Origin of the sequence: Tropicibacter sp. Alg240-R139, from assembly GCF_900537075.1 — a bacterium.
GTDB lineage: Bacteria > Pseudomonadota > Alphaproteobacteria > Rhodobacterales > Rhodobacteraceae > Falsiruegeria.
In genome coordinates, this window is the sequence record NZ_UNRA01000001.1 from 1,483,218 (window position 1) to 1,504,523 (window position 21,306).

General features: G+C 56.8%; 19 protein-coding genes. 9 read left to right on the plus strand and 10 right to left on the minus strand.

Translation table 11 applies throughout. The annotated features are described in order from the left end of the window. Positions 1-8 precede the first annotated feature (8 nt). Complete coding sequence (locus G6R15_RS07150; RefSeq protein WP_164659092.1) at positions 9-551, minus strand: DUF3299 domain-containing protein; 543 nt, start codon at positions 549-551, stop codon at positions 9-11. Next, positions 532-1,794, minus strand: coding sequence for an agmatinase family protein (locus tag G6R15_RS07155; RefSeq protein ID WP_164659093.1), 1,263 nt, complete (start codon positions 1,792-1,794; stop codon positions 532-534). Before G6R15_RS07155 ends, G6R15_RS07150 begins: the two co-directional genes overlap by 20 nt. Positions 1,795-2,261: 467 nt before the next feature. Between G6R15_RS07155 and G6R15_RS07160 the strand changes: the two genes are divergently transcribed. The 5 genes from G6R15_RS07160 (at position 2,262) to G6R15_RS07180 (ending at position 6,327) form a co-directional block, all read left to right on the plus strand. After that, on the plus strand, positions 2,262-2,597 hold the full coding sequence (locus G6R15_RS07160) for a multidrug efflux SMR transporter (RefSeq protein ID WP_164659094.1): 336 nt from the start codon (positions 2,262-2,264) through the stop codon (positions 2,595-2,597). A 79-nt stretch (positions 2,598-2,676) separates the two neighbouring features. Then, positions 2,677-4,497 (plus strand): translational GTPase TypA, encoded by a 1,821-nt coding sequence (gene typA, locus G6R15_RS07165; RefSeq protein ID WP_164659095.1) that lies wholly within the window; start codon positions 2,677-2,679, stop codon positions 4,495-4,497. A 254-nt stretch (positions 4,498-4,751) separates the two neighbouring features. Continuing rightward, complete coding sequence (locus G6R15_RS07170; protein ID WP_164659096.1) at positions 4,752-5,147, plus strand: hypothetical protein; 396 nt, start codon at positions 4,752-4,754, stop codon at positions 5,145-5,147. A 184-nt stretch (positions 5,148-5,331) separates the two neighbouring features. Next, positions 5,332-5,811, plus strand: a complete 480-nt coding sequence (locus G6R15_RS07175; RefSeq protein WP_164657742.1) for a hypothetical protein — start codon at positions 5,332-5,334, stop codon at positions 5,809-5,811. Between the two features lie 36 nt (positions 5,812-5,847). Beyond that, positions 5,848-6,327 (plus strand): helix-turn-helix transcriptional regulator, encoded by a 480-nt coding sequence (locus tag G6R15_RS07180; protein ID WP_164659097.1) that lies wholly within the window; start codon positions 5,848-5,850, stop codon positions 6,325-6,327. A gap of 53 nt (positions 6,328-6,380) precedes the next feature. On the opposite strand, the gene G6R15_RS07185 is transcribed toward G6R15_RS07180, so the two are convergent. From G6R15_RS07185 to G6R15_RS07205, 5 genes are all read right to left on the minus strand, one after another. Then, complete coding sequence (locus G6R15_RS07185; RefSeq protein WP_164659098.1) at positions 6,381-7,889, minus strand: AMP-binding protein; 1,509 nt, start codon at positions 7,887-7,889, stop codon at positions 6,381-6,383. Continuing rightward, a complete protein-coding gene (locus G6R15_RS07190) occupies positions 7,886-9,295 on the minus strand; it encodes an aldehyde dehydrogenase family protein (RefSeq protein WP_164659099.1) in 1,410 nt (469 codons plus the stop codon). Before G6R15_RS07190 ends, G6R15_RS07185 begins: the two co-directional genes overlap by 4 nt. An 81-nt stretch (positions 9,296-9,376) precedes the next feature. Further along, positions 9,377-10,336, minus strand: a complete 960-nt coding sequence (locus G6R15_RS07195; protein ID WP_164659285.1) for a tripartite tricarboxylate transporter substrate binding protein — start codon at positions 10,334-10,336, stop codon at positions 9,377-9,379. A gap of 43 nt (positions 10,337-10,379) precedes the next feature. Next, complete coding sequence (locus G6R15_RS07200) at positions 10,380-10,835, minus strand: tripartite tricarboxylate transporter TctB family protein (RefSeq protein WP_164659100.1); 456 nt, start codon at positions 10,833-10,835, stop codon at positions 10,380-10,382. Next, on the minus strand, positions 10,832-12,343 hold the full coding sequence (locus tag G6R15_RS07205; protein ID WP_164659101.1) for a tripartite tricarboxylate transporter permease: 1,512 nt from the start codon (positions 12,341-12,343) through the stop codon (positions 10,832-10,834). The genes G6R15_RS07200 and G6R15_RS07205 overlap by 4 nt, the downstream gene beginning before the upstream one ends. Before the next feature lie 126 nt (positions 12,344-12,469). Between G6R15_RS07205 and G6R15_RS07210 the strand changes: the two genes are divergently transcribed. The 3 genes from G6R15_RS07210 to G6R15_RS07220 all read left to right on the plus strand — a co-directional run bounded on the left by G6R15_RS07210 (position 12,470) and on the right by G6R15_RS07220 (position 17,086). Continuing rightward, a complete protein-coding gene (locus tag G6R15_RS07210; RefSeq protein ID WP_164659102.1) occupies positions 12,470-13,504 on the plus strand; it encodes a LacI family DNA-binding transcriptional regulator in 1,035 nt (344 codons plus the stop codon). A gap of 135 nt (positions 13,505-13,639) precedes the next feature. After that, positions 13,640-14,230 carry a hypothetical protein gene (locus G6R15_RS07215; protein ID WP_304940825.1) on the plus strand — a complete coding sequence of 197 codons (591 nt, stop codon included), beginning with the start codon at positions 13,640-13,642 and terminating at the stop codon, positions 14,228-14,230. A gap of 174 nt (positions 14,231-14,404) precedes the next feature. Then, the gene (locus tag G6R15_RS07220; protein ID WP_164659104.1) at positions 14,405-17,086 is read left to right on the plus strand and encodes an AsmA family protein; all 2,682 of its coding nucleotides are present in this window, start codon (positions 14,405-14,407) and stop codon (positions 17,084-17,086) included. Between the two features lie 8 nt (positions 17,087-17,094). On the opposite strand, the gene G6R15_RS07225 is transcribed toward G6R15_RS07220, so the two are convergent. Both G6R15_RS07225 and G6R15_RS22715 read right to left on the minus strand, forming a co-directional pair. Beyond that, positions 17,095-17,598: a hypothetical protein gene (locus G6R15_RS07225; protein ID WP_164659105.1), complete on the minus strand. Its 504-nt coding sequence runs from the start codon at positions 17,596-17,598 to the stop codon at positions 17,095-17,097. 84 nt (positions 17,599-17,682) lie between these two features. Then, complete coding sequence (locus G6R15_RS22715) at positions 17,683-18,495, minus strand: hypothetical protein (RefSeq protein WP_205520478.1); 813 nt, start codon at positions 18,493-18,495, stop codon at positions 17,683-17,685. A gap of 664 nt (positions 18,496-19,159) precedes the next feature. On the opposite strand from G6R15_RS22715, the gene G6R15_RS07240 reads away from it, so the two are divergent. Next, complete coding sequence (locus tag G6R15_RS07240) at positions 19,160-19,708, plus strand: RNA 2'-phosphotransferase (RefSeq protein WP_164659108.1); 549 nt, start codon at positions 19,160-19,162, stop codon at positions 19,706-19,708. 589 nt (positions 19,709-20,297) lie between these two features. Here G6R15_RS07240 and cobA read toward each other — a convergent pair. Continuing rightward, positions 20,298-21,302 (minus strand): uroporphyrinogen-III C-methyltransferase, encoded by a 1,005-nt coding sequence (gene cobA / locus G6R15_RS07245; protein ID WP_164659109.1) that lies wholly within the window; start codon positions 21,300-21,302, stop codon positions 20,298-20,300. Positions 21,303-21,306: the final 4 nt, after the last annotated feature.

Sequence of the window (21,306 nt, forward strand, 5' to 3'; positions counted from 1 at the left end):
GGGGGCCCTCACCCGCTTTCTGGCACATCGGGAATTAGAGCTGGTGCAACGCTGGTTGCCTCAAGAAAGTAGCTGACCGGAGCAAGATGGGTCTCGCCCGGTCGCACGCGTAACACGCCAGTGACCCAGACCGGATCAAGGTTAATATCCAGCCCCTCCGGGAAATCCACCGAAATGATCTGATCCGGCAAGGGTGGCGGCGGGTGCCGACAATCCTGCGGCGCGCGCGGGATCAAAAGGAATTCCTTTACGCCACTGAACGCCAATTCGAACGGATGGGCATAGCCCGCAATGGTGATGGTCTTGCCGTCCAACGAACTGTCACCCGACGTACACATAGCAATCCGATTTGCAGCCAATGTTGCCATCATGGTTTGTTGGGCACAATCGGGATGGGCCAGATATTGTTCCAGAAAAGCCTGACATTCGGCAGGTCTTTCCTTGCGCAGGTCTTTCCACGTCGATTGCAGTGGCTCGGCGTGCGGCGCGCCGTGCAGGACAAACAGGACCAGCACGGCTGTTGACAGCGCCTTAATTGTCGTTCTGACCATGGCTAACCGTAAGCGGGCTTTTATAGTCAGGCTCTGTCAGGCCATTCTTGCGCATCGAGATTCCTGTCAGACATTCCCGAATGACCCGGTTTGCGTTGAGCGCCGAGACGTAACTCGGGTCCATGAATGGGGCAAGTTCGACCACTTCGAACCCGACAACATTGGATTCCGCGCACAGGCGACGGACAATCGGGAAAACTTCGCGAGGGGTCAAACCGCCGGGTTCAGGCGTACCGGTACCAGGAACAAATGCTGGGTCAAATGTGTCCATGTCGAACGACACAAACATATACTCTGGTCCGTCATTGGCTTCGGCAATCACATCCTGCATCACCGCATCAAAGCCGCGCTGCTCGATTTCGGCCATCGTGTGATAACGGAACCCGTTTTCTCGCATCCATTCGAACGAGGATTCATCGGGATAGTATCCGCGCAAAGCAACCTGAATGAAGTTCTTGCCCTCAACCAGCCCCTCTTCGATCAGGCGATAGATTGGCATCCCGTGGTTGATCAGATGGCCCATACCATATTTTCCGGCGTCATAATGCGCGTCGAAATGCACCACTCCTACGTTGCCCTTGCCATAGACATCCGTCAACGCAGCCACATCCGGATACATAAGAGAGTGATCGCCGCCAACGATGAACGGGATCACGTTCCGCCCATCTTCGTGTTTCACTTCGGCCACCTGCTTCACAAACGAGCGAACAGCGTGAATGGTACGTTCCGTGCTCATGGCGTCGTTGGGCGCATTGCCATAGTCGACGACGACCATTTCTTCCAATGGATCGACCATGACATGCATATGCGGTTGCCGCGTCCCATAACCGAGATAGATCGAAGAGTTTCGCACCGCATTGGGGCCACGCGACGCGCCTCGACTGCCACCGCCCATATCGGTAAAGGCCCCCATGATCGCGACATCAACGTTCCCAGCCGCAAGATCCTCTGGCGTGAAGGCCAGCGGTTGATGCAGGAAAGTCGGTAATTGCATGAATCCTTGACCGAAAAAACGCGCAGGATTAACCAGCCCGGGTGTGCGCCCTTCGCGCTCCCCCTCGAAACTTGGTAGCGGAGTTCGCCAAGCATTGAGCGTCGGATCACCGGTGTCCAACGGGATCGTGGGTTGCTCACCCTCGCGCAAAGGTGCTGGGTTTCCTTCGTACTCGTGTCCGAAATACTGGGCGGCGCCTTGCGTTGCAGAGCCAACTGCAAACAGCAGAGCCAGAATAGGCAGTCTCATTTCGGTCTCCCTTCCGAAAGTGATCAATTCCCTTCATTGTGGGCCAAGTAGCCGATTTTTCATACAAAAACAGGGGCCATTTGGGCCCCTGTTTTCAGCATTCTATGATGGAAACGCCGAAGCTTTACACATTCAATAGTTCAGAGGTGTTTAGATCAAGCCGACGCGGCGCTCACGACCCAACCGACAGCAGCCAGAAGAGACGAGGCAAGAATAATCTTCTTTGCAAATGGAGTCATAACGCGAACCTTTCAAAACAAACACATAACGTTAACGAATATAGGCATTATACCTATTATTTCAAATCCGGGTACCCACCACCCGTAGATTTCAGCGTGTTTGTTCTTGAAATCGCACAAAAACCATGCGCTGCAAGTCCAGTTGCTCAAGAAATGGGATTCGTGATTAACACCCCCTTAAGCAGCCACTTTGCCTTCCCTCTCCCAAGCCAACCTTGGATGTGTCCAATGCCTCAGGCCTATATTTTCCTGCTGATCGCTGTAGTTGCCGAAACCATCGGAACCACTGCCCTGCAAGCCAGTCATCAATTCACCCGGCTCTGGCCATCCGTGATCGTGGTCATTGGGTACGGGCTGGCGTTTTACTTCATGTCGATCACCTTGCGGTTCATGCCGGTGGGTATCGTCTATGCGATGTGGTCCGGGCTAGGCATCGTGTTGATCGCCGTGATCGGTTATTTGGTCTTTGGCCAGCATCTGGATTGGCCTGCGGTTCTGGGGTTGGGCCTGATCATTTCTGGCATCCTGATCATCCATCTGTTTTCGAATTCCGCCAGCCATTAGGGCTTGCGTCTTTTTGCTGGTATATTGCGCTGCAGCACTGTATGCGCGCGGCAACTCTCCGTTCAAAGGCCTATTTCTCATGGACATGCGAAACATCGCAATCATTGCTCACGTTGACCACGGCAAAACGACCCTGGTTGACGAGCTGCTAAAACAATCCGGCGCATTCCGGGAAAATCAGGCCGTGGCCGAGCGTGCCATGGACAGCAACGACCTGGAGCGCGAGCGTGGCATCACCATCTTTGCCAAGCCTACCAGCGTTGAATGGAAAGGCGCGCGAATCAACATCGTCGACACCCCCGGCCACGCCGATTTCGGCGGCGAGGTCGAACGGATCCTGTCGATGGTGGACGGTGTTGTCCTGCTGGTCGACGCGGCCGAAGGCCCGATGCCCCAGACCAAATTCGTGACCTCCAAGGCGCTGGCTCTGGGTCTGCGCCCGATCGTGGTGCTGAACAAGGTCGACAAACCCGACGCCGAGCCCGACCGCGCGTTGGACGAGTGTTTTGACCTTTTCGCCTCACTGGATGCGGACGAAGATCAGCTGGACTTCCCGCATATGTATGCCTCTGGTCGTAATGGCTGGGCCGATGCCGAGCTGGACGGACCGCGTCAGGACCTGCACGCGTTGTTTAACCTGATCGTCAACCACGTGCCCGAGCCCAAGCAGATCAAACGCCAAGGCGAAGATTTCCGTATGCTGGCCACCACTCTGGGCAGCGACCCTTTTGTGGGCCGCATCCTGACCGGCCGCGTTGAATCCGGCACGCTCAAGGTTGGTGCCACCGTGCAGGCTCTGACCCGCATCGGTCAAAAGATCGAGCAATTCCGCGTCACCAAGATCCAAGCCTTCCGTGGTCTGGCTCAGCAGGACATCGAAGAGGCGCAAGCCGGTGATATCGTATCCATCGCGGGCATGTCCAAAGCCACTGTGGCCGACACCATCTGTGCCCTGGCCGTGGACGATCCGCTGGACGCACAGCCCATCGATCCGCCCACCATCACTGTGACTTTCGGCATCAACGACTCGCCCCTGGCGGGTCGCGACGGCAAAAAGGTACAATCGCGCGTCATCCGTGACCGCCTGATGAAAGAGGCGGAATCCAACGTTGCGATCAAGATCGCCGACACCCCTGGCGGCGAAGCGTTCGAGGTTTCCGGCCGCGGCGAACTCCAGATGGGTGTATTGATCGAAAACATGCGCCGCGAAGGGTTCGAACTGTCGATCTCGCGCCCGCAGGTGATCATGCGCGAAGAAGATGGCGTTCGCATGGAGCCGGTCGAAGAAGCCACGATCGACGTCGATGACGAATACTCGGGCGCAGTGATCGAAAAGCTGACCGGCGCGCGCAAAGGTGAGCTGGTCGAGATGAAGCCCGCAGGTGCTGGCAAAACTCGCATCATCGCCCATGTCCCGTCGCGCGGCCTGATCGGTTATCACGGTGAATTCCTGACCGATACACGCGGCACCGGCGTTCTGAACCGCGTGTTCCATGGTTGGACAGCGCACAAAGGGTCGATCCCAGGCCGTCGTGCTGGCGTTCTGATTTCAATGGAAAATGGCACTTCGGTTGCCTTTGCCCTGTGGAATCTCGAAGATCGGGGCAAGATGATGATCGGTGCTCAGGCTAACGTCTACACCGGCATGATCATTGGTGAACACTCGCGCAACAACGATCTGGAAGTGAACCCGCTCAAGGGTAAGAAACTGACCAACGTGCGGGCTTCGGGCACTGACGACGCCGTGCGTCTGACCACGCCGATGACTCTGTCGCTGGAAGAGGCGATTGCCTATATCAACGACGACGAACTGGTCGAAGTGACCCCAAATTCGGTGCGTTTGCGCAAACGCTATCTGGACCCGCACGAACGCAAGCGGATGTCCAAAGCGGCCAACTAAGCCGTTTCACAATCGTGATTGAAAAGGCGCCCCTTTGGGCGCCTTTTTTCTTAGGTGCATGGCCTTCCCTGCAAGGTTATTATTTTTCAAACACTTATGCGGGACAAAAACAAACTAACAACGCATATGACTTTTGTTTATACGGCCCAAAACCCGACATTCATCCAATGTCGGCACCGGCTCGAATACCTCTAGCTGAGCTCATGCAGCCCACAACGGGATGCACGACAACCAACAGTTATCGAGGCACGATCATGAGTTCTTTAAGTTTCAATCAACTGACCTTGACGCTGGCCGCCGCCGCATTTCTGGCCACATCACTGAGCGCTTTTGCGTCGGAACCACCCACTGTGGTTGATCCGACCTCGGGCGAAACCGTTTCGATCACCGACATCGACATTTCCAGCCTGAGCGAAGAAGACCGCCAGAACATCGGCGATCAACTGGCCGATCTTGGGATTGCCCCCCGTGGCGGTCGGGATCGAGGCGAAGCGCCCCGTGGCGGTGGCCGTGATGGTGGGCCGCGCGGCGGCGGCGAAGAGGGCGGCGCTGAAAGTGGCGGTGGTGAAGGTCGCGGCGGCGAAGGCCGTGGCGGTGAAGGACCCGGTGGAGCGGGCGTTGGTGGTGGTGCACCGGGAGGTGACGAGTAAGCCCGCTCTCTCAACGTGCGGCGCAGCGGATCACCTGCGCCGCACACATCACGTACCACTTTGCGAAATCTCCTTCGCGACGCATTTGAAACCCAATTTTTCAAGGCGTTGCCCCGAATGAGGGATTTCCTGACGTTTGCAAAGTGCTGTACGTTCGGCGGATGATACCAAAGGATTGCCACCAGTGCCGCGCCTGATCTCGACCGTTCTGCTGATGCTGATGCTCTTGCATCAACCAGCCGTGGCCCAGACTGTCGGCCAGACGCCCGACGTCGCCAAACCAATGGTGTCGCGGCTGCAGACTGAGGGTTATGCCGTGACCGAGATCAGCCGTACCTGGCTTGGACGCATCCTGATCACCGCCACCACCGAAGGGCACCTTCGCGAGATCGTGCTCAATCGAACCACCGGAGAGATCCTGCGCGATCGCCTGTTCCCCCTGCGCAGCTCTGATGTTTCGACTGAGACACCGCCGTCGCCCTCTGTTGGTACAGATCCGCAGCCTGACCCCGACACGGTCGGTGGTGACTCTGGTCCCGCCGGTCCCGGCGGGAGGGGTGGACCCGGCAGTTCGGGCGGTCCCGGTGGAACGGGCGGCCCGGGCGGCCAAGGTGGCCCTGGCGGATCTGGCGGACAGGGAGGCGGCGGTGCGTCGCAGAACTGAGATGAGCGTATTTCTCCTTCGCACGGGCAGGTGCGCGTGCTGAAACACCCTGCCTTGGTCTGGATCCTTGTAGCCGTGCAAACCCTGTGCGGCGCTTACTTTTTATGGGAAATCCTGGCTTCGATCCTGGGTTTGCCAACCCTGCCGCTGCGCTGGCAGATGCGCGAGCTGGTCGAAATCGGAGCCAGCCTTGGGCTGGTCCTGGGCGCGGCCTTGGGCATTCAATTGGCCCGCGTCGCCAGCCGTGAAATGAAACGTGCCGACAACGCGCGACGGCTGACGTCAGGCGAGTTCACCGCCGCCGTGGATGAGTATTTCGCTGCGCTTGATCTGACGGCTGCCGAAACCGAAGTGGCTTGGTTCCTGCTCAAAGGTCAGTCGATTGCCGACATTGCCCAACTCAGAAATACCCGCGAGGGCACGGTCAAGGCACAGTGCACCGCCATTTACCGAAAAGCGGGTGTCAGCGGTAAGTCGCAGCTCTTTTCGCTGATCGTCGAAGATGTCTTGTTGTAATGCCCCTTTCCCGCTCTGGCACGGGAAAGGGGGCTGCTCGATCCATTCCCGCATCAAGCGTCAGAAGCGGTCATGTCAACGAGCAGACGTCTTTGGATCTTGCCCGACGGCCCCTTGGGCAGATCATCCAGGATATGCACCCGGTCCGGCGCCTTGAAGGTGCCGACCTTGGACTTGCACAGCGCGCGCAGGCTTTCTTCGGTCTGGTCTGACCCGTCGCGCAGTTTGACCGCGGCCTCGACCAGTTCACCATAAGAGTCGCAGGGACGGGCAAATGCCGCGGCTTCGACCACGTCTGGGTGGGTATAAAGTGCCTCGTCAATCTCACGCGGGGCGATGTTTTCACCGCCTTTGATGATCAGTTCCTTGAGGCGACCCGTGACAAAGACATAGCCATCCTCGTCCTGCCGTCCCAGATCACCGGTGCGCAGCCATCCGTCGGGGGTGAACGTACCCTGTGTGGCATCAGGGTTGTTGAGGTATTCCAGCATAACGTTTGGGCCGCGCACCACCAGTTCCCCTTCAACGCCGGCCGCTACGGGTTTGAGATCGTTACCAAAGATGGCGACCTCGTTACCATAAGCACGCCCAGGCGATCCGATTTTGCGCACGCCCGGAGGCATGGGGTTCGACAGGATTTGCGCCGCCGTTTCAGTCAACCCCATGGTTTCGATAATCGGAACTTCAAACCGGGCCTCGAACGCGCGCTGAACGTCTGGCGCCAGGGCTGACGAGGCCGAGCGACCAAACCGCAGACGATCGCGTGTGGCTGTGTCTGGGTCACTGTCCGAGGCTAGAAGGTGTGAGATGATCGTGGGCACGACCGAAAACCATGTCGCCTCACCCTCGGCGCAGTGGCGCCAAAAGCGGGATGCCGAGAATTTCGAACACATCGCCAAAGATCCACCGGACACAAGCGCACCCATGACGGTCACGCACAGCCCGTTGATGTGATAGATCGGCAAGACGCAAAGGCCGCGATCCTCGGGTGTCAGCGCATGGGCCACGGCAGTGGTCCAGCCCCCCGCCAAAAGACTGGCCTGGGTATGGACCACACCCTTTGGCTTGCCTGTGGTACCCGAGGTGTACATCAGCAGCGCGTGACTGTCCGGTGTCACCTTGTGCAGCTTGCCCCCCTCTCCGTCGCCAAAACGCGACGGATCGAGAGGTTGTATGTTGCCGGGTGTGGTTCCCGCAAAAAGGTTGCTCTGCTCAGTTCCGACAAACGCAAACCGGGCGCCACTGTGATCCAGCGCATAAGTGATCGCCTCGTTCCCGGCGACCAGATTGATCATTGTGGCCCGAAACCCGCCATAGAGCACGCCAAACAACACCTCGACCGCGGTGCGCCCGTTGGGCATCATCAGCGCTACACTTTCGCCTGGCTGAATGCCGCGCGCGGTCAGATCCTGCGCGATGCGGCGCGCGGTCAGGCGCAGTTCGTACCACCGCAGCGCTGCTTCGCCTTCGGGGAAAACGAACCCATCGCCGCCGCTGTCGGCGCGGGCGTCGATCCAATCGCGGATCGTGCCCTTGGGAGGGTGGCTTGATGCGGTGCTCATTTGCCCGCCTCGGCCCAGTATGCCCCGAACACATCGTCCAGCGACGGTTCGCGTGACGGGATTTCGCGGATCACCTTGGTGGTCTGGATGAAATGTTTCCAATGCAGATTGTCGTCGATGGAATTGCCGCCCCAACTGCCACAGCCCATCGAAAGCGAGAACGGCATGCCGTTGGTAAACGATCCCCCCGTTGCAAAGGTATGCGCCTGATTGACGATAACACGGCAGGTGGGCATCGAGCGGCCAAGCTCGACAGCGCGTTTGTCCTGCGCCGTGTGAATACCAACCGAATGGCCAGCACCCTGATAGGTCAGAACAGACTTGGCCGTTTCAACCGCAGCCTCATAGTCACTGGCGCGATAGAGCGCCAGAACCCGGCTGAGTTTCTCGCCGCTCAAGGGGTGATCTGCGCCAATGCCATCGGTTTCAACGGCGATGAATTTCGTGTCGGCAGGCACCTGATCGGCCATGCCAAGCGCCTCCAGCATTTTGTCGGCGTCCTGCGCGATAACCTCGCGGTTCAAATGCCCATCGGGCCAGAGCCGGGCGATGATCGTATCGGCCTGGTCAGATTGCACCAAAGCGCCGCCAGCCTTGGCCATCTCGGCGACGAAGGCGTCATAGACAGCGTCGACCACGACAGCCGCGTTTTCTGATGAACAGGATGTTGCGTTGTCGAATGTCTTTGATGCGGTGATTTTCTCAGCCGCCGCCGCCAGATCGGCGGATTCGTCCACGATGGTAATCACGTTGCCCGCGCCCACAGCAACCGCAGGCGTTCCCGCAGTCTGAGCGCGGTGGACGTTGTTCTGACTGCCGGTGCAGATCACACGGTCGCAGGCCTCCATCAACGCTTGGGTCTTGGCCTTTGACCCCGGCGCGGGAACCATCTGCACCAGATCGCGGTCCAAGCCAATCTTGTCGAATTCGGAATGGATATAGTCGAGCAGCAATTCGCAGCTTGCCACCCCTTTAGGCGACGGCGCGACGATGATAGCGTTGCCGCCTTTCAATGCGTTGATGATGTTGTTGGCAGGCGTCGCCGCCGGGTTGGTCGAGGGCACAACAGCACCGACGACACCCACAGGGCGCACGATTTCTGTGACCCCAGTCGCCGGGTCATCGCTGATGACACCATGCGTTTTTACCTCTGCCAGATCGCGCAACAGGCCAAGTGTCTTGCGGTGATTCTTGGTTATCTTGTCGGGCACATTGCCCAGTCCGGTGGTTTTCACCGCCAGTTCGGCCAGTGTCCGGTTGCGGGTGGGTTCCATGATGGCCCAACCTGCTGCATGTGCGGCCCGGTCATAGCGCACCTGATCGGCGCCCGCCTCATAAGCCGTCTGCGCGGCTCGGGCACGAGCAACAATCGCATCAATAGCGGCTAGATCATCATGAGCATTCATAGGTCAAGGTCCTGTAAAAATCTAATGGAAAGGCGGCGGCGGCCTACGGCACATCCGCCGCCTCTCTCGGGGAGTTTGGGTTTAAAGGCCCGACAGCAGCTCTTTCAGAGTTGCTTCGCGTGCGGCCCACATTTCAATCACCTCGTCACGGTTCATGATGTGCATGGGCGAACCGCCAGCCTTCATCTTTTTGGCGACGCGGCTGTTTTCGAACATCGCTGGAACGGTCGCGGCAAGACGTTCGATCACCTCAGGCGGGGTGCCTTTGGGGACCATCACACCGCGGAAGTTCACCGACGAGTTGTCGACGTCCAGCCCCTGTTCCATCATCGTTGGAACGTCCGGCAGGAACGCGCTGCGCTCTAGGTCAGCGACGCCAAGGATTCTGACGTTACCCGCTTCTTGCGCGCGGAAGGCATCGGATAGGTTGTTTACACCGCCCATAACTTCACCCGCGATCACGGCCTTCATCGCAGCAGCACCGCCACCTTTGGTCGGGATATAGGCCATCTTGACGCCCGCTGCCTTTTCGATCTGCAGCGCTGCAATGTGGTGACCCACAAACAGGCCCGCGCCCGAGAAGGTCAGCTTGCCGGGGTTTTCCTTGGCAAAGGCCACGACATCATCCATCGAGTTGAACGGGCTGTCTGCTGCAACCACAAAGACCGCCGGGTCTGCACCCCAGTTGGCAATGGGTTCAAAGCTGTCGGTCGAATAGGACACGCCGCCCTTGATCGACTGAGCGATAAAGTGGGGTACGTTGTAGGCCCCCAGAGTGTAGCCATCGGAATCCGCCTGTGTGGCGAACCAGTTCCAACCAACGCGCCCACCGGCGCCCGGCTTGTTGATGATGGCGATCGGCATGCCAAGCGCATCCTCGTTCCCGGCGGTCATGGTCACGATCCGCGCTTGGAAGTCGGTGGCGCCACCCGCACCATAAGACACCATCATCATCAACGGACGATCCGGGTAATCCTGCGCCATGGCGCCACCCGTCAATCCCATCAGGGCTACAGCGGCCCCTGTAATCCAGTTTTTCATCATGAGTGTTTCCTCCCTTGGAACTCAGCCGCGTTTGTCGCGGTCAAAATAGAATTTCACGTGGTGTGTAGACTTTGAGCAGCATCGCAAAGAGCCCATACATTACGGCGATGAACCCTGCGGTGATCACCGCCCGTTTGATCCAGCTGCGTGCCTCGTTGTGGGGCGCTGGATCATAGAGCGAGAGCAGGATGAAGAAGGCCACGGTGGTGGCGGTGTAAAAGCCAAACGTTTTGGCGGCCCAGAAGATATAGACCAGTGCAACCACCAGACCGGGCAACAGGTTGACGATCATTGTGCGCGAGACCCCCGTCCCGACCCGGCTAAGCCCCATCAGGGCCTTGCCGAATGTCCAGCCCGCCAGCACCACAAAGACTGATGAGATCAGGCGCGGGAACAGGAAGGCCTCGGCGGGTTGTTGGGTGTAGCTGATCCAGGCGATCCAGCAACCAACGGCAAAGATGATGCCCGACGGGATGATGTGTTGTGTGCGGGTCATGATTGCACCTCGACTGTGTTTTGGATTTTGCGGGTGCGCAGTTCCATCCAGATCGAATAGGCGACAGAGGCTGCAACCACGACCATCAAGAGGATATTCAGCGGACCACCAAAGAAGTAGGGGCCCATACCATCGGTGGCGTTGGCAATCATCGAGCCTTGGATAAAGTTCGCCTCGGCTATCGGTCCCAGGATCAAGCCCAGCACCAGCGGAGCCGCCGAGAAACCGAACCGTTCAAGGAAAAACATCATCACACCCAGGCACGCCATGACATAGACATCTCCCATCGAGCTTTGGACCGAATAAGCTCCAAAGACCGACAGCCCCAGAACCACCGCGGCCATGACCGACTGCGGCACTTGTGCGACCCGTGCGGCCAGACCAGCGACGTAAAGGCCAAAGATGCACATTAGGATCTGCCCGATCAGCATCGAGTTGATGAATGTCCAAGCCACGTCCGGGTGATTGTCGAACAGATCCGTACCCGGGAAGATCCCGTGGATCAGCAGACCACCCAGCAGAACCGCAGCTGTTGGGCTGCCGGGGATCGACAGCGTCAGCAGCGGCACCAGCGAGGGGCCAACCATGGCGTTGTTGGCGGCCTCAGCCGCAATCACGCCTTCAGGGTGACCGGTGCCGAACTTGTCCTGGTCGGGGCTGAATTTTTTGGTCTGGTCATAGGCGACCAGGCCCGCGATCTGACCGCCCACACCGGGGATCAGACCGATGATCGAACCTGTGATGGTGCCGATGGTCAACGCCCGTGGATTGCGTATCAACTCTCCCGCTGCCGCACTGACCGAGTGTTTTTGAACCTCGATCACCTCGGCGCCTTGGGTCCTGCGACCCTTGGCGAACATGGTCAGCACCTGCGGAATCGCAAATAGACCGATCAAAGCAGCAATGATGTTGATCCCGCCCCCAAGCGAAGGGTGAAAAATAAACCGCTGCGCGCCCATGATGTCGTCGAACCCGATCGTGGCAAGCCACAGGCCGATACAGCCAGAGAGCAACCCTTTGACCACCGAGTCACTGTCGAGCGAGCCGATGACGGTGACGCCCAGAATAGCCAGCCAGAACAGATGTGACGGACCAAAGGCCAGCGCCCATTGGGCCAGCACCGGGGTCAGGAAGATCAGCAGCAGTACGCCAAAGACACCGCCAACTGCCGAGGCCAGGAATGATAGTTGCAGCGCCCGCGCGCCCTGCCCCTTCTTGGCCATCGTATGCCCATCAAGCGTTGTGGCGATGTTGGCCGGCGCGCCGGGGATTTTGAGCAAGATGGCACTCACAGCGCCCCCTGCAACGGTCGAAGTATAGGCCGCCCCCAGCAAGATCAGACCCTGCACCGCTTCAAGCTGAAAGGTGAAGGGGATCAACAGCGCCACCGCCATGGTGGGTGACAACCCGGGTGTAGCTCCAAGAATGAGGCCACCGATTGTTCCCCCCAGCAACAGGGCAAATGAGAGCGGCGAAAAGACATCGCCAAAGTAGTAGATAAATTCCATTCCGGGGCCTCCCAACCCGTTTGCCCGATGAGGGGCAAGTGGTCCGCGCTGCGGTCCATAGCTTTGTTGACAAACTAGGGTATGGGATGAAAATAGTATTGCAAATGTTTTCATAAAATAACTCAAATGGGGTTCTTTAACGTGGAAAAACAACCGCCTAAGGTGGATATAGTAGCTGTCGCAAAGGCTGCTAAGGTGTCACCCTCGACCGTGTCACGCAGCTTCAATCACCCCGATCTGGTCAATCTCGCGACTCGGAAAAAGATCGACCGCGCTGTTCGAAAACTGGGATACATACGCAACCGAGCAGCCCAGGCGATGCATGGCAAGCGGTCCGCAACAATTGGGCTGATCGTCCCCACCATCAATCACGCGATCTTTGCCGAAGTGATCCAGGCCTTTTCCGACGCGGTCGAAGCCGAAGGGTTCACCATCCTGATCGCATCGCACGGTTACGATCTTGAGGCCGAGTATGGCGTGCTGCGCAAATTGCTGGAACACCGCGTTGATGGCGTGGCCCTGATCGGGCTGGACCACCACGACGAGACCTTTCAGCTTCTCGAACAACAGGGCGTGCCCGCGATTGCGATCTGGAACTTTTCTGACAGCGCTCCCATCGCCTGCATTGGGGCCGACAATCAAAAGGCTGGCGCAATGGCCGCGCAGAATCTTCTGGATTTGGGGCACGGTAGAATTGGGACTATTTTTCCACCCACCCAAGGCAATGACCGCGCCGGAGACCGCTTGAAAGGCGCCATGCATACACTTGAACAAAATGGGATTTCTGTTCCCGATCCTTGGCAAAGCGAAGCGCCTTACAGCCTGCAACAGGCCAAGGCTGCGGCCTGTGAGATGCTGGAACACGGGCCCCACCCCACGGCGCTTTTGTGCGGCAATGATGTCATCGCTCAAGGCGCAATCTATGCGGCCTTGAAGCTTGGTCTGACTGTGCCCGACGATTTATCCGTAATCGGAATAGGCGACTTCAAAGGCTCGGAGGAGATGGAACCCGCACTGACCACGATCCGCATCCCGGCCCAAAGCATCGGTCAACTTGCAGGCGAAGAGATCGCCCGCGCCATTGCTGACTCCATGGCCCCGCCCACGCGGGTGGAATGTGAGGTCAAACTGGTAAGCCGCGCCACCACACGCAAAGTATAGGGGAATTCCCGACACCCATTGTCATCGGGCGAAAACCCGCTGTGCTACACACGCAAAACCTGCCAAAAATGGCTCATATGTTGTTTTTACATGATAATTCTTCTGATCCACTGGACCCTTGGTGCAGAATAAAGCATCTGGGTAGCATCTTTTTCTTTAGGAGATCATATGATGTCTCGAATCCTTGTTATTGCTGCTGTCGCGATCGTCGGTGGCGGCGCAGCCTATTATTTCATGAACCAACCTGAACCTACCCCGGCTGAGCGGCTGGAAAGCGCGGCCCAAGACGCGGGCGACGCGTTGACCGATGCAGCGGGTGCCGCCCGCGACGCCGCCGAAGATGCGGTCGCCTCGGCTACAGAACAAGCCTCGGATGTGGCACAGCAAGCCTCTGACGCGGCCACAAGTGCTGTCGAGCAGGCCACCGATGCCGCGACCGAAGCGGCGGATCAGGCAACCACGGCCGCAACCGATCTGGCCAATGCGGCCACGGATCAGGTTGCAAGCCTGACCAGCGACGGTCAGGAATGGATCCAAAGCATGCAGGACACCGGTATCCTGACCAAGGAGGGGTTCAACTATGACGCCCTGGTTCTGGCGGTTCAGGGCAGCTCTCTGTCGCAAGAAACCAAGGATTCCGTATTGAAGATCCTGGCCGACATCAAAGCCTCGCCAGAGACATTTGACGCCAAGATGCAAGAGCTCAAAGCGCTGTTTGCCGGTTGATCGGCCCGTGCCCCTGGCCCGTCAAAGGACTGGGGGCGCCGGCAACAAATTGAAAAATCTTTATTTTTGTATGAAAGCGGATATTCTGGTCCAGCACCTGCCAATTTTTCGTGCTGTGATTTGAGTTTCAAACTGCTCGTGCCCATCAGCACGAACTAATGACCGGATGCTGCCATGCTAAACAGACTTTACCGCATTTCCATTTGGCTTGTTATCATCAGTGCAATTGTCTTTGCGCTGTTCTGGATGGTTCTCGCCTCTTCGTTCTTCTCCGGATTTCGCAAGGACCTGGTCGGAGGCATCCTGTCAGATCAGATGGGACAGTCTGTCGTCATCAATGGAGACGTCCGACTGAATCCTGGTCCCGTGAGTGAAATCTATGTTTCGGGCGTAGAAATCCCCAGCGAGACTTTCCCGGATCAAAACTTGGCAGAGCTCAGTCTATTGGAATTGGAGCTGGATTTACTGCTACTGGCACAAGGGGTGGTGGAGTTTGACAACCTGATTGTTGATGGCCTGTCGGTGACACTTGTGCAGCTAGCAGATGGGAGCAAGACTTGGTCTGAGCGCGAAACTGCAAGCATCAATAACCGCGAAGAAACCCCCGAAGAAAAAGGGCGTGGTGGAATTCTGGAATTCCTGTCGGACAAGACGGTTTCTTTTTCTAACATCAGTCTCAAACGTGAGAACGAGAAAACCGGATTTACCTTCGACTTTCAGATCGACGTTCTTTCCTTGACCCAGAAACAGGGCGGTCAACTTAAGCTCGTGACTGGCAAGGGCGGTATGAACGGGCAATATTTTCAAATCGACGCCGAGTTTCCGCGAGGGGCCGACTTCACCACACGGGCCTCATTTGGCGATGTGAAACTAACGTTTGATGGCACCCCAATTCCATTGGAACAAGGCGGTGGCTACACGGCCGAACTGACGCTTGATACCGGATCTTTTGCCGACTTTCTTGAAGTGTTGAAATTGGACCCGGTGCTGGATGGAACGGGCACCTTTTCGGCTCAGATGCTCAACCAGGGTGGCAAGCTGAAGATCTCTGATACGCAAACCGTTATTGATCTGAGCGAAGGCCAGCGAATTGAAGCAAATGGGTCGATTGCGGACTTCATCACCGGCGATGACATCGACATAAATTTGTCGGCCCGCCTGCATCCCAAAGGTGCTCCACCCCCTGCTGCGCGTGAAATTGCCGATCTAAAACTTACGGCCGCTCGGGTCGAACTTGTAGGGGATCGCGGAGAGATTCAGTTGCGCGAGATGTACTTTGGAACAAACGCGTTCGAACAAGGACTGAACAACATTGGCCCCGTCTCGCTAGGTGAGTTCCAGCGCACCGCTGACGGCACCCTCAGCATTCGCGACATCTCGATCCAAGCCGGTCCGCTGGATGCGCCTTATTTAAAATCAAAAGGTGAAATCAACAATCTGCTCGAACTCAAAGATCTTGCGTTCATGGGCGATCTGATGGCGCCGGCGTCCTTGCTGTTGGGAGATTTGGGGCCGGATGTCGCAGAGAAATTTGGCCGTGTCAGCGCCAGTTTCGAAATAGACGATGAACCCGGAAATCTGCGTCTGGTCGAATTCAAGGCCCGCGCACATGACACCGAACTTTGGGCGCTTGATACCCATGCCCGCAGCGGTGACGTAAAGGACTTGGGTCAGGCCGAGCTTTATCTTGACCTCGACATTCCACAGACACGCGCGTTCCTGGCGGCTTTGAACCTCGAGCCTGTGGACGCTGGACCACTGGAGTTGCTGTTGGACGTGAAAGGTCAAGAAGAAGCGCTAAGCATGAACATGCAAGCAGCCGTCGACAGTTCGCGACTGGAAACGCAGTTGGATGTCAAACCCAACGACGGCGCCCCCTTTGTCCGAGGCGAAATCAGCAGCGAAAAATTGGACCTGAAAGACCTGCAACAGGGCGTGGCTGCGTTTGTCCAGTTGGACAAGTTGATCGAAGACGGTCCGGGTCAAGCGGATGTGGAACCTTTGGTCTTGCCAAAGGAAGAAGAGGGAGACGACGTGCAGCCTCTGGTTCTGCCTGAGGGTGAGAAGTTCGTGGATCTGGAACGACGGCTACGGGACACCGACCTTGAGATTTTGGTCAACATTGCTCAGATCGTGGGGCAACAGGGGATTTCCAAAGTTGAAAGCGCACTCACCCTCAAAGAAGGCAAGGCCGATCTAGGTCCGCTAGAGTTGAATTATGGTGGTGGGTATTTCCGCGCCAGTGCCGGTATGGACCTGTTGGGCGCGCCCGAACGGCTGACGGTGTCCGGGGCAACAAGTGGTTGGGATTTAGGCGAGATCCTGGATGCGGTTGGTCTTGGCATACAGGCCCACGGCACCTTGCGTGGGGATTTCAACATCAGCGGCAATCGAAAATCGCTCAAGACCTTCATCAACACTATGTCCGGTCGTGCAACGATTTCCATGCGGGACGGTGATGTCTCGACCAGTCTGATCGAGCTTGCGGGTTTGGGCATTTTCCCTTGGCTGGTCTCGGGTGAATTGCAGCAGGGCTATACCGATATTGTCTGTGCTGTTGCACCGTTGCGGATCAATGCGGGCAAGGTCACATCAGACGCCTTGGTGGTAGAGACCAAAAGCGTGCAACTGGTTGCAGCTGGCGGAGTTGACTGGCGCAATGATACCATCGCCCTGCGCGCCGAACCGCGCCCTGTGGGCCGCCCCTTGGCTCGCAGTGCGTGGCCGTTCTCGGTATCCGGCAAGCTGTCTGAACCAAAATTCAAGCTGCATGTGGGTGGCGTCCGCAGTCAAGAAGGTGGCAATCGTCAGGTTCAGGCCGAGCGCACACCGTGCAAGCCTGATCAGCAGCAATAGATCGACGTTTATGGTTCTTGTTTCGGCTGTTCGTCCTGGCAAGCGCGCACCGCCACAATAGCCTTTTGGCTGCCTTTCAGGTCGATTTCGACAGATTGCCCGCCCTTGCCGGTCACCGTGACCAAGCTGCGTTTACCGAACTCATCTACGAACTTTGGATTGTCAAAGAATGCATATCCACCAGGAATCCCGCCGCGGATGACCCCGAGGGCATCCCCAGCGAATTTCGCATCGCCAAAATCGAGTGTCAGAACACCCTCTTGTCCGTCTTCGATTTCGGTCCACTTGGCATTCAGCGCGGCGAAAAAACCACCCTGTCTGTCCGGCACAGCACCAACCTGCACCAGTGTGCCATCGTCAAACGCCTTTTGCATGAAACATCCATGCCCCACATCTGGATCAATCAGAACCTCCCAATCACCCGATGAACCCCAAGACAAAGCCCCACCCTGAGCCAGAGCGCCTGCGCAACTCAACACAGTGAAACAGGCGGTCGACAAAAATCTGTACATATCACCCTCTCAATAAAATCATCTCTATGAATGGATCATGGCACTCAATGACCTCAGGGCCAAGTCAAAGGCGCGGTTTGCGGCTTAAACCAACGACGTGCTCTGAATAATGACCTTCAGTCCCATTTTGGTCAGCCGATCGCGCTCGTCCTGCGAAAGTTCAACCGCATCCAGATACCCACCGCCTTGGGCTTTCATCAAAATATCCCCCCATCGCCAGTTAAAATCATGCAGAAAATGAGTGCGCTCCATCAGGCGAGCAGTGCCCTCGTAAGGGCCATCATACAGCCCGCACAATGAGAGTAAGGCATGCTGGTCTGGTTTCAGCTCGGTCTGAAGAAGCGACACATACATCAACACTTCTGCATTAATGGATTTTTCTCGTTCGGTCTTTTCATCTCCGCCCAACTCGTCTTCATCCAGCTCCATCTCAAGCTCGCAAACTCGTTGTTCCAATTGTTCCAAAAGACCTCGCACCCGCTTCACAAGCGGAGTCAAAACCCCGCCATAGAATGAAACCAGTTCAACAAGAAGCTGTTTTCGTTCGATTTCGTTCACCGACGCCCCCTCCAACAACACCCGAGAACAACAGATCCGCGCCAATGTCCCTGCCGCTTCCACCCCAGTGTTAACGTCTCCCAAAGCCGGAGCGCCTGCGGACTTGGGCGGAATTCCAAATATTTCACACCGCTCGATATCCGACTGCCTCCCAACGAAAGAGACATTCTGTTGAAAGCTTCGGAACTGATCCAACGCTTGGAAAAACCTCCGCTCAAAGTTCTCGGACCGAAAAATTCGAGTTTGCTGACGGGTCTGTTCGCGGGCCAGTTGAAGCTCCACATGCTGCAGTTTCAGTTCGTGCTGCTGCACGGCCAACGTATAGACCAGGCCCGCCAAGGCCAAGGCAGACATCAGCGCCTCAAACGCGCCAAATCGGTGCGGCCGCGAGGAAAAGAAGCTCAGAGAATCCGGCTTGGGGCTGTAAGCAAACAGAAACCAAATACCAATGGCCAAGATCGTAACTGCCAAACCGGTTAACGGATGCAGCCAGAAGGGGCGGTTATCTTGGTTTTTTGCTTCCACTGCTTTGTACAATTTCATTCCCTCGTCTTCTCGTCATTGCCTGTGTGAACAGAGAACCGCTATCAGGTCGCGCTCGATCGCCTGTACCTAAAGTACACCCGAATAATTCCTCTCTTAATTGAATGCACCATGCTCAAAAATGCTGACGACACAAGACACGGACTGAAGATTAGTGTCGTAAGATTATGAATTTATGTGAAAATACCATAAGCTCATTGAATACCTTGACCGAACCCCTCCGTTTCGATTATCGATAAAGAATGGCCCTAACGTTCAACTATACCGCGTCCTTTTTGATACCTGCTTAAGGCAGAAATCACCCATTTCATGTGGGAGGGCACAGGTGTGGCGGTCGGGTTTATACCCCTTCATTGTCGGCAGCAGATTACTGTGACACGTCAGGGTTCGAGTCCCTGCCTTCCCACCATTTTCGAACGGATGTCTGTCGCGTGGCAGCATCAAAATGACGGACATAAATATGAGTAAGAACGGTCGCTTTCTGAGCATGATTTTGCGCCACAAACCGCACGAAATCGGGCTGGAGCTGGATAAAAACGCATGGGCTAATGTGGACGAACTGTTGGCAAGATTGAATAAGGCTGGCCGCGCGATGACACGGACCGAGTTGGAAGAAGTCGTTAGCACCAGCGACAAAAAACGGTTCACCCTGTCCCCAGATGGTATGCGGATCCGGGCAGCTCAGGGACATTCCTTTCCCGTCGATCTGAGTCTTGAGGCCCAGACACCCCCGGCCACTCTGTTTCATGGAACAGCGCGCAAAAATCTGGATAGCATTTTTGCCACCGGGTTAGAGCCCAGGGGCCGGGACCAGGTGCACCTGTCCATTGACGTTGAAACAGCAACCCGCGTCGGCGCGCGTCACGGCAAACCGGTGGTTTTATTGGTGAGCAGCCATCGCATGTACCAAGACGGGTTTCTGTTTTATCAAGCGGACAACGGCGTGTGGCTCACCGACAAGGTGCCGGTGGGCTATGTTAGTTTCGGATCAGCAGATAATGCGTCGTGAGCCGGAACAGATTTCTAGGCCTTTGAATGCCCCTGTAGACGTCGCTCTGCGCTCCATCAATTAGGGCGCGACCAGAGCATCAGTCTCCTGTGGCATTTGGCTTATTGTTTTGCCACCGAGGATATGCAACATCAGCCGATCCAGTTCCTGTTACGCCAGTAAGGTGTGGATAACATCGCTATGGCCGGCGCTGATGACAGTCAGACTATGATCGCAGAAAGGCGTTGCTCGAACCGGATTGATTTCCTCGAAAATCGGGGATGAGGTTGGAAGACAGGACATTGCATCGGCTGCGGCCTGAACGGACACCTCCAAGACTGAAGTCATCTCGTCAAACAACGTCACCGCTGTGTTGGCTATAAGGATGCTTGTAACGCCCACTCGTTGCTTTTCGCGCCCGACATCTGTCCAGGAAATCGTAACGTATGCCGCGCAGGCAAGCGCACGGTTTTCAAATGCGTTTTGGCCCGCGCCTGCGCCTTCGCGTCCGTTGACCCATGACACAACTGCAATGACGCGGCCAGAATGTCACCATTGGTCCGGTGCTGATCCCTGCCCATTTTTCAAATGATATCATGAGGTTCGGGGTCTATGGAACCCGTGTTTCGCAATGCGCCTCCACCTTGCCCCATTCGAAGGACATATCCTCATCGGCTAAGCTTTCGTGGATCGAAAAAAACAAGATTGCGGGATTGGTTATCCGGTCGCGTTCGATAACCGTTGCCAGCATCGGTGCCTTGCACCTCGTGACTTTCTGTTGCGTCGTTTCAGCATGCGCCACGATTTCAACATCCGTTTTGTCGGATAGTCCCGCCATTTCAAGAAGATTCAGAATTTCCGACGCTTTCGAAACGCCCATATAAACCGCAACACGTGCCCCACAGGAAAGGTGCTGAATCCAGCCTGGTGGGGTAGAGTGATCTGCCTTATGTGCCGTGGTCAGTACCAGCGTGTCATTTCGGCCCCGCTCTGTCAGGAACCCGCCGATCGCTGCTGCGGCTGCACTGGCGGCTGTAACGCCGGGAACGATCTCGACGTCGATGCCGTGGGCGCAAAGCGCCTGAGCCTCTTCGGCGCCGCGTGCGAAAACACCGGGATCTCCAGATTTCAAACGCACCACCCGCTGCCCTTGTTTTGCAGCCGCAACAAGGAACGAATTGATCTTATCCTGAGGCCAACTGTGGCACCCCGGCGCTTTTCCAACGTACACAAGCCGAGCATCCCGGCGCGCCAACTGCAACAGTTCAGGATCGATCAACCGATCATAATAGATCACATCGGCCTCTTGTATCCGCCGAACTCCGCGAAGAGTGATAAGGTCACTAGATCCCGGACCAGCTCCGACAAGAGCAACCGGAGCGGATCGCACCCGTTTGGAGCTAGTTTCTTCAGTGCTCTTTGCTGGCGCGCGCGCAGCGTCGCGCTTGGTTCCGCGCTCATTTTCGTCCCACATCGACCGACTGGTGACCCAGGGCCACAGATTCTGCAACGAACGCAGGGACAAACTGTCCATGAGCAGATCTCGCAGTCGAACCATCGGTGCGCGCACATCTCCAAGGGCAGATCCTGGGCGCTTTTCAAGTTTGGTCTTCATTCGG

What these genes read in the sequence shown, in the direction of transcription:
- G6R15_RS07195 (WP_164659285.1), bottom strand. Translation starts at nt 10,336, where the DNA reads ATGAAAAACTGGATTACAGGGGCCGCTGTAGCCCTGATGGGATTGACG.
- G6R15_RS07205 (WP_164659101.1), bottom strand. Translation starts at nt 12,343, where the DNA reads ATGGAATTTATCTACTACTTTGGCGATGTCTTTTCGCCGCTCTCATTT.
- G6R15_RS07150 (WP_164659092.1), bottom strand. Translation starts at nt 551, where the DNA reads ATGGTCAGAACGACAATTAAGGCGCTGTCAACAGCCGTGCTGGTCCTG.
- G6R15_RS07190 (WP_164659099.1), bottom strand. Translation starts at nt 9,295, where the DNA reads ATGAATGCTCATGATGATCTAGCCGCTATTGATGCGATTGTTGCTCGT.
- typA (WP_164659095.1), top strand. Translation starts at nt 2,677, where the DNA reads ATGGACATGCGAAACATCGCAATCATTGCTCACGTTGACCACGGCAAA.
- cobA (WP_164659109.1), bottom strand. Translation starts at nt 21,302, where the DNA reads ATGAAGACCAAACTTGAAAAGCGCCCAGGATCTGCCCTTGGAGATGTG.
- G6R15_RS07240 (WP_164659108.1), top strand. Translation starts at nt 19,160, where the DNA reads ATGAGTAAGAACGGTCGCTTTCTGAGCATGATTTTGCGCCACAAACCG.
- G6R15_RS07220 (WP_164659104.1), top strand. Translation starts at nt 14,405, where the DNA reads ATGCTAAACAGACTTTACCGCATTTCCATTTGGCTTGTTATCATCAGT.
- G6R15_RS07170 (WP_164659096.1), top strand. Translation starts at nt 4,752, where the DNA reads ATGAGTTCTTTAAGTTTCAATCAACTGACCTTGACGCTGGCCGCCGCC.
- G6R15_RS07200 (WP_164659100.1), bottom strand. Translation starts at nt 10,835, where the DNA reads ATGACCCGCACACAACACATCATCCCGTCGGGCATCATCTTTGCCGTT.
- G6R15_RS07225 (WP_164659105.1), bottom strand. Translation starts at nt 17,598, where the DNA reads ATGTACAGATTTTTGTCGACCGCCTGTTTCACTGTGTTGAGTTGCGCA.
- G6R15_RS07155 (WP_164659093.1), bottom strand. Translation starts at nt 1,794, where the DNA reads ATGAGACTGCCTATTCTGGCTCTGCTGTTTGCAGTTGGCTCTGCAACG.
- G6R15_RS07185 (WP_164659098.1), bottom strand. Translation starts at nt 7,889, where the DNA reads ATGAGCACCGCATCAAGCCACCCTCCCAAGGGCACGATCCGCGATTGG.
- G6R15_RS07210 (WP_164659102.1), top strand. Translation starts at nt 12,470, where the DNA reads ATGGGGTTCTTTAACGTGGAAAAACAACCGCCTAAGGTGGATATAGTA.
- G6R15_RS07160 (WP_164659094.1), top strand. Translation starts at nt 2,262, where the DNA reads ATGCCTCAGGCCTATATTTTCCTGCTGATCGCTGTAGTTGCCGAAACC.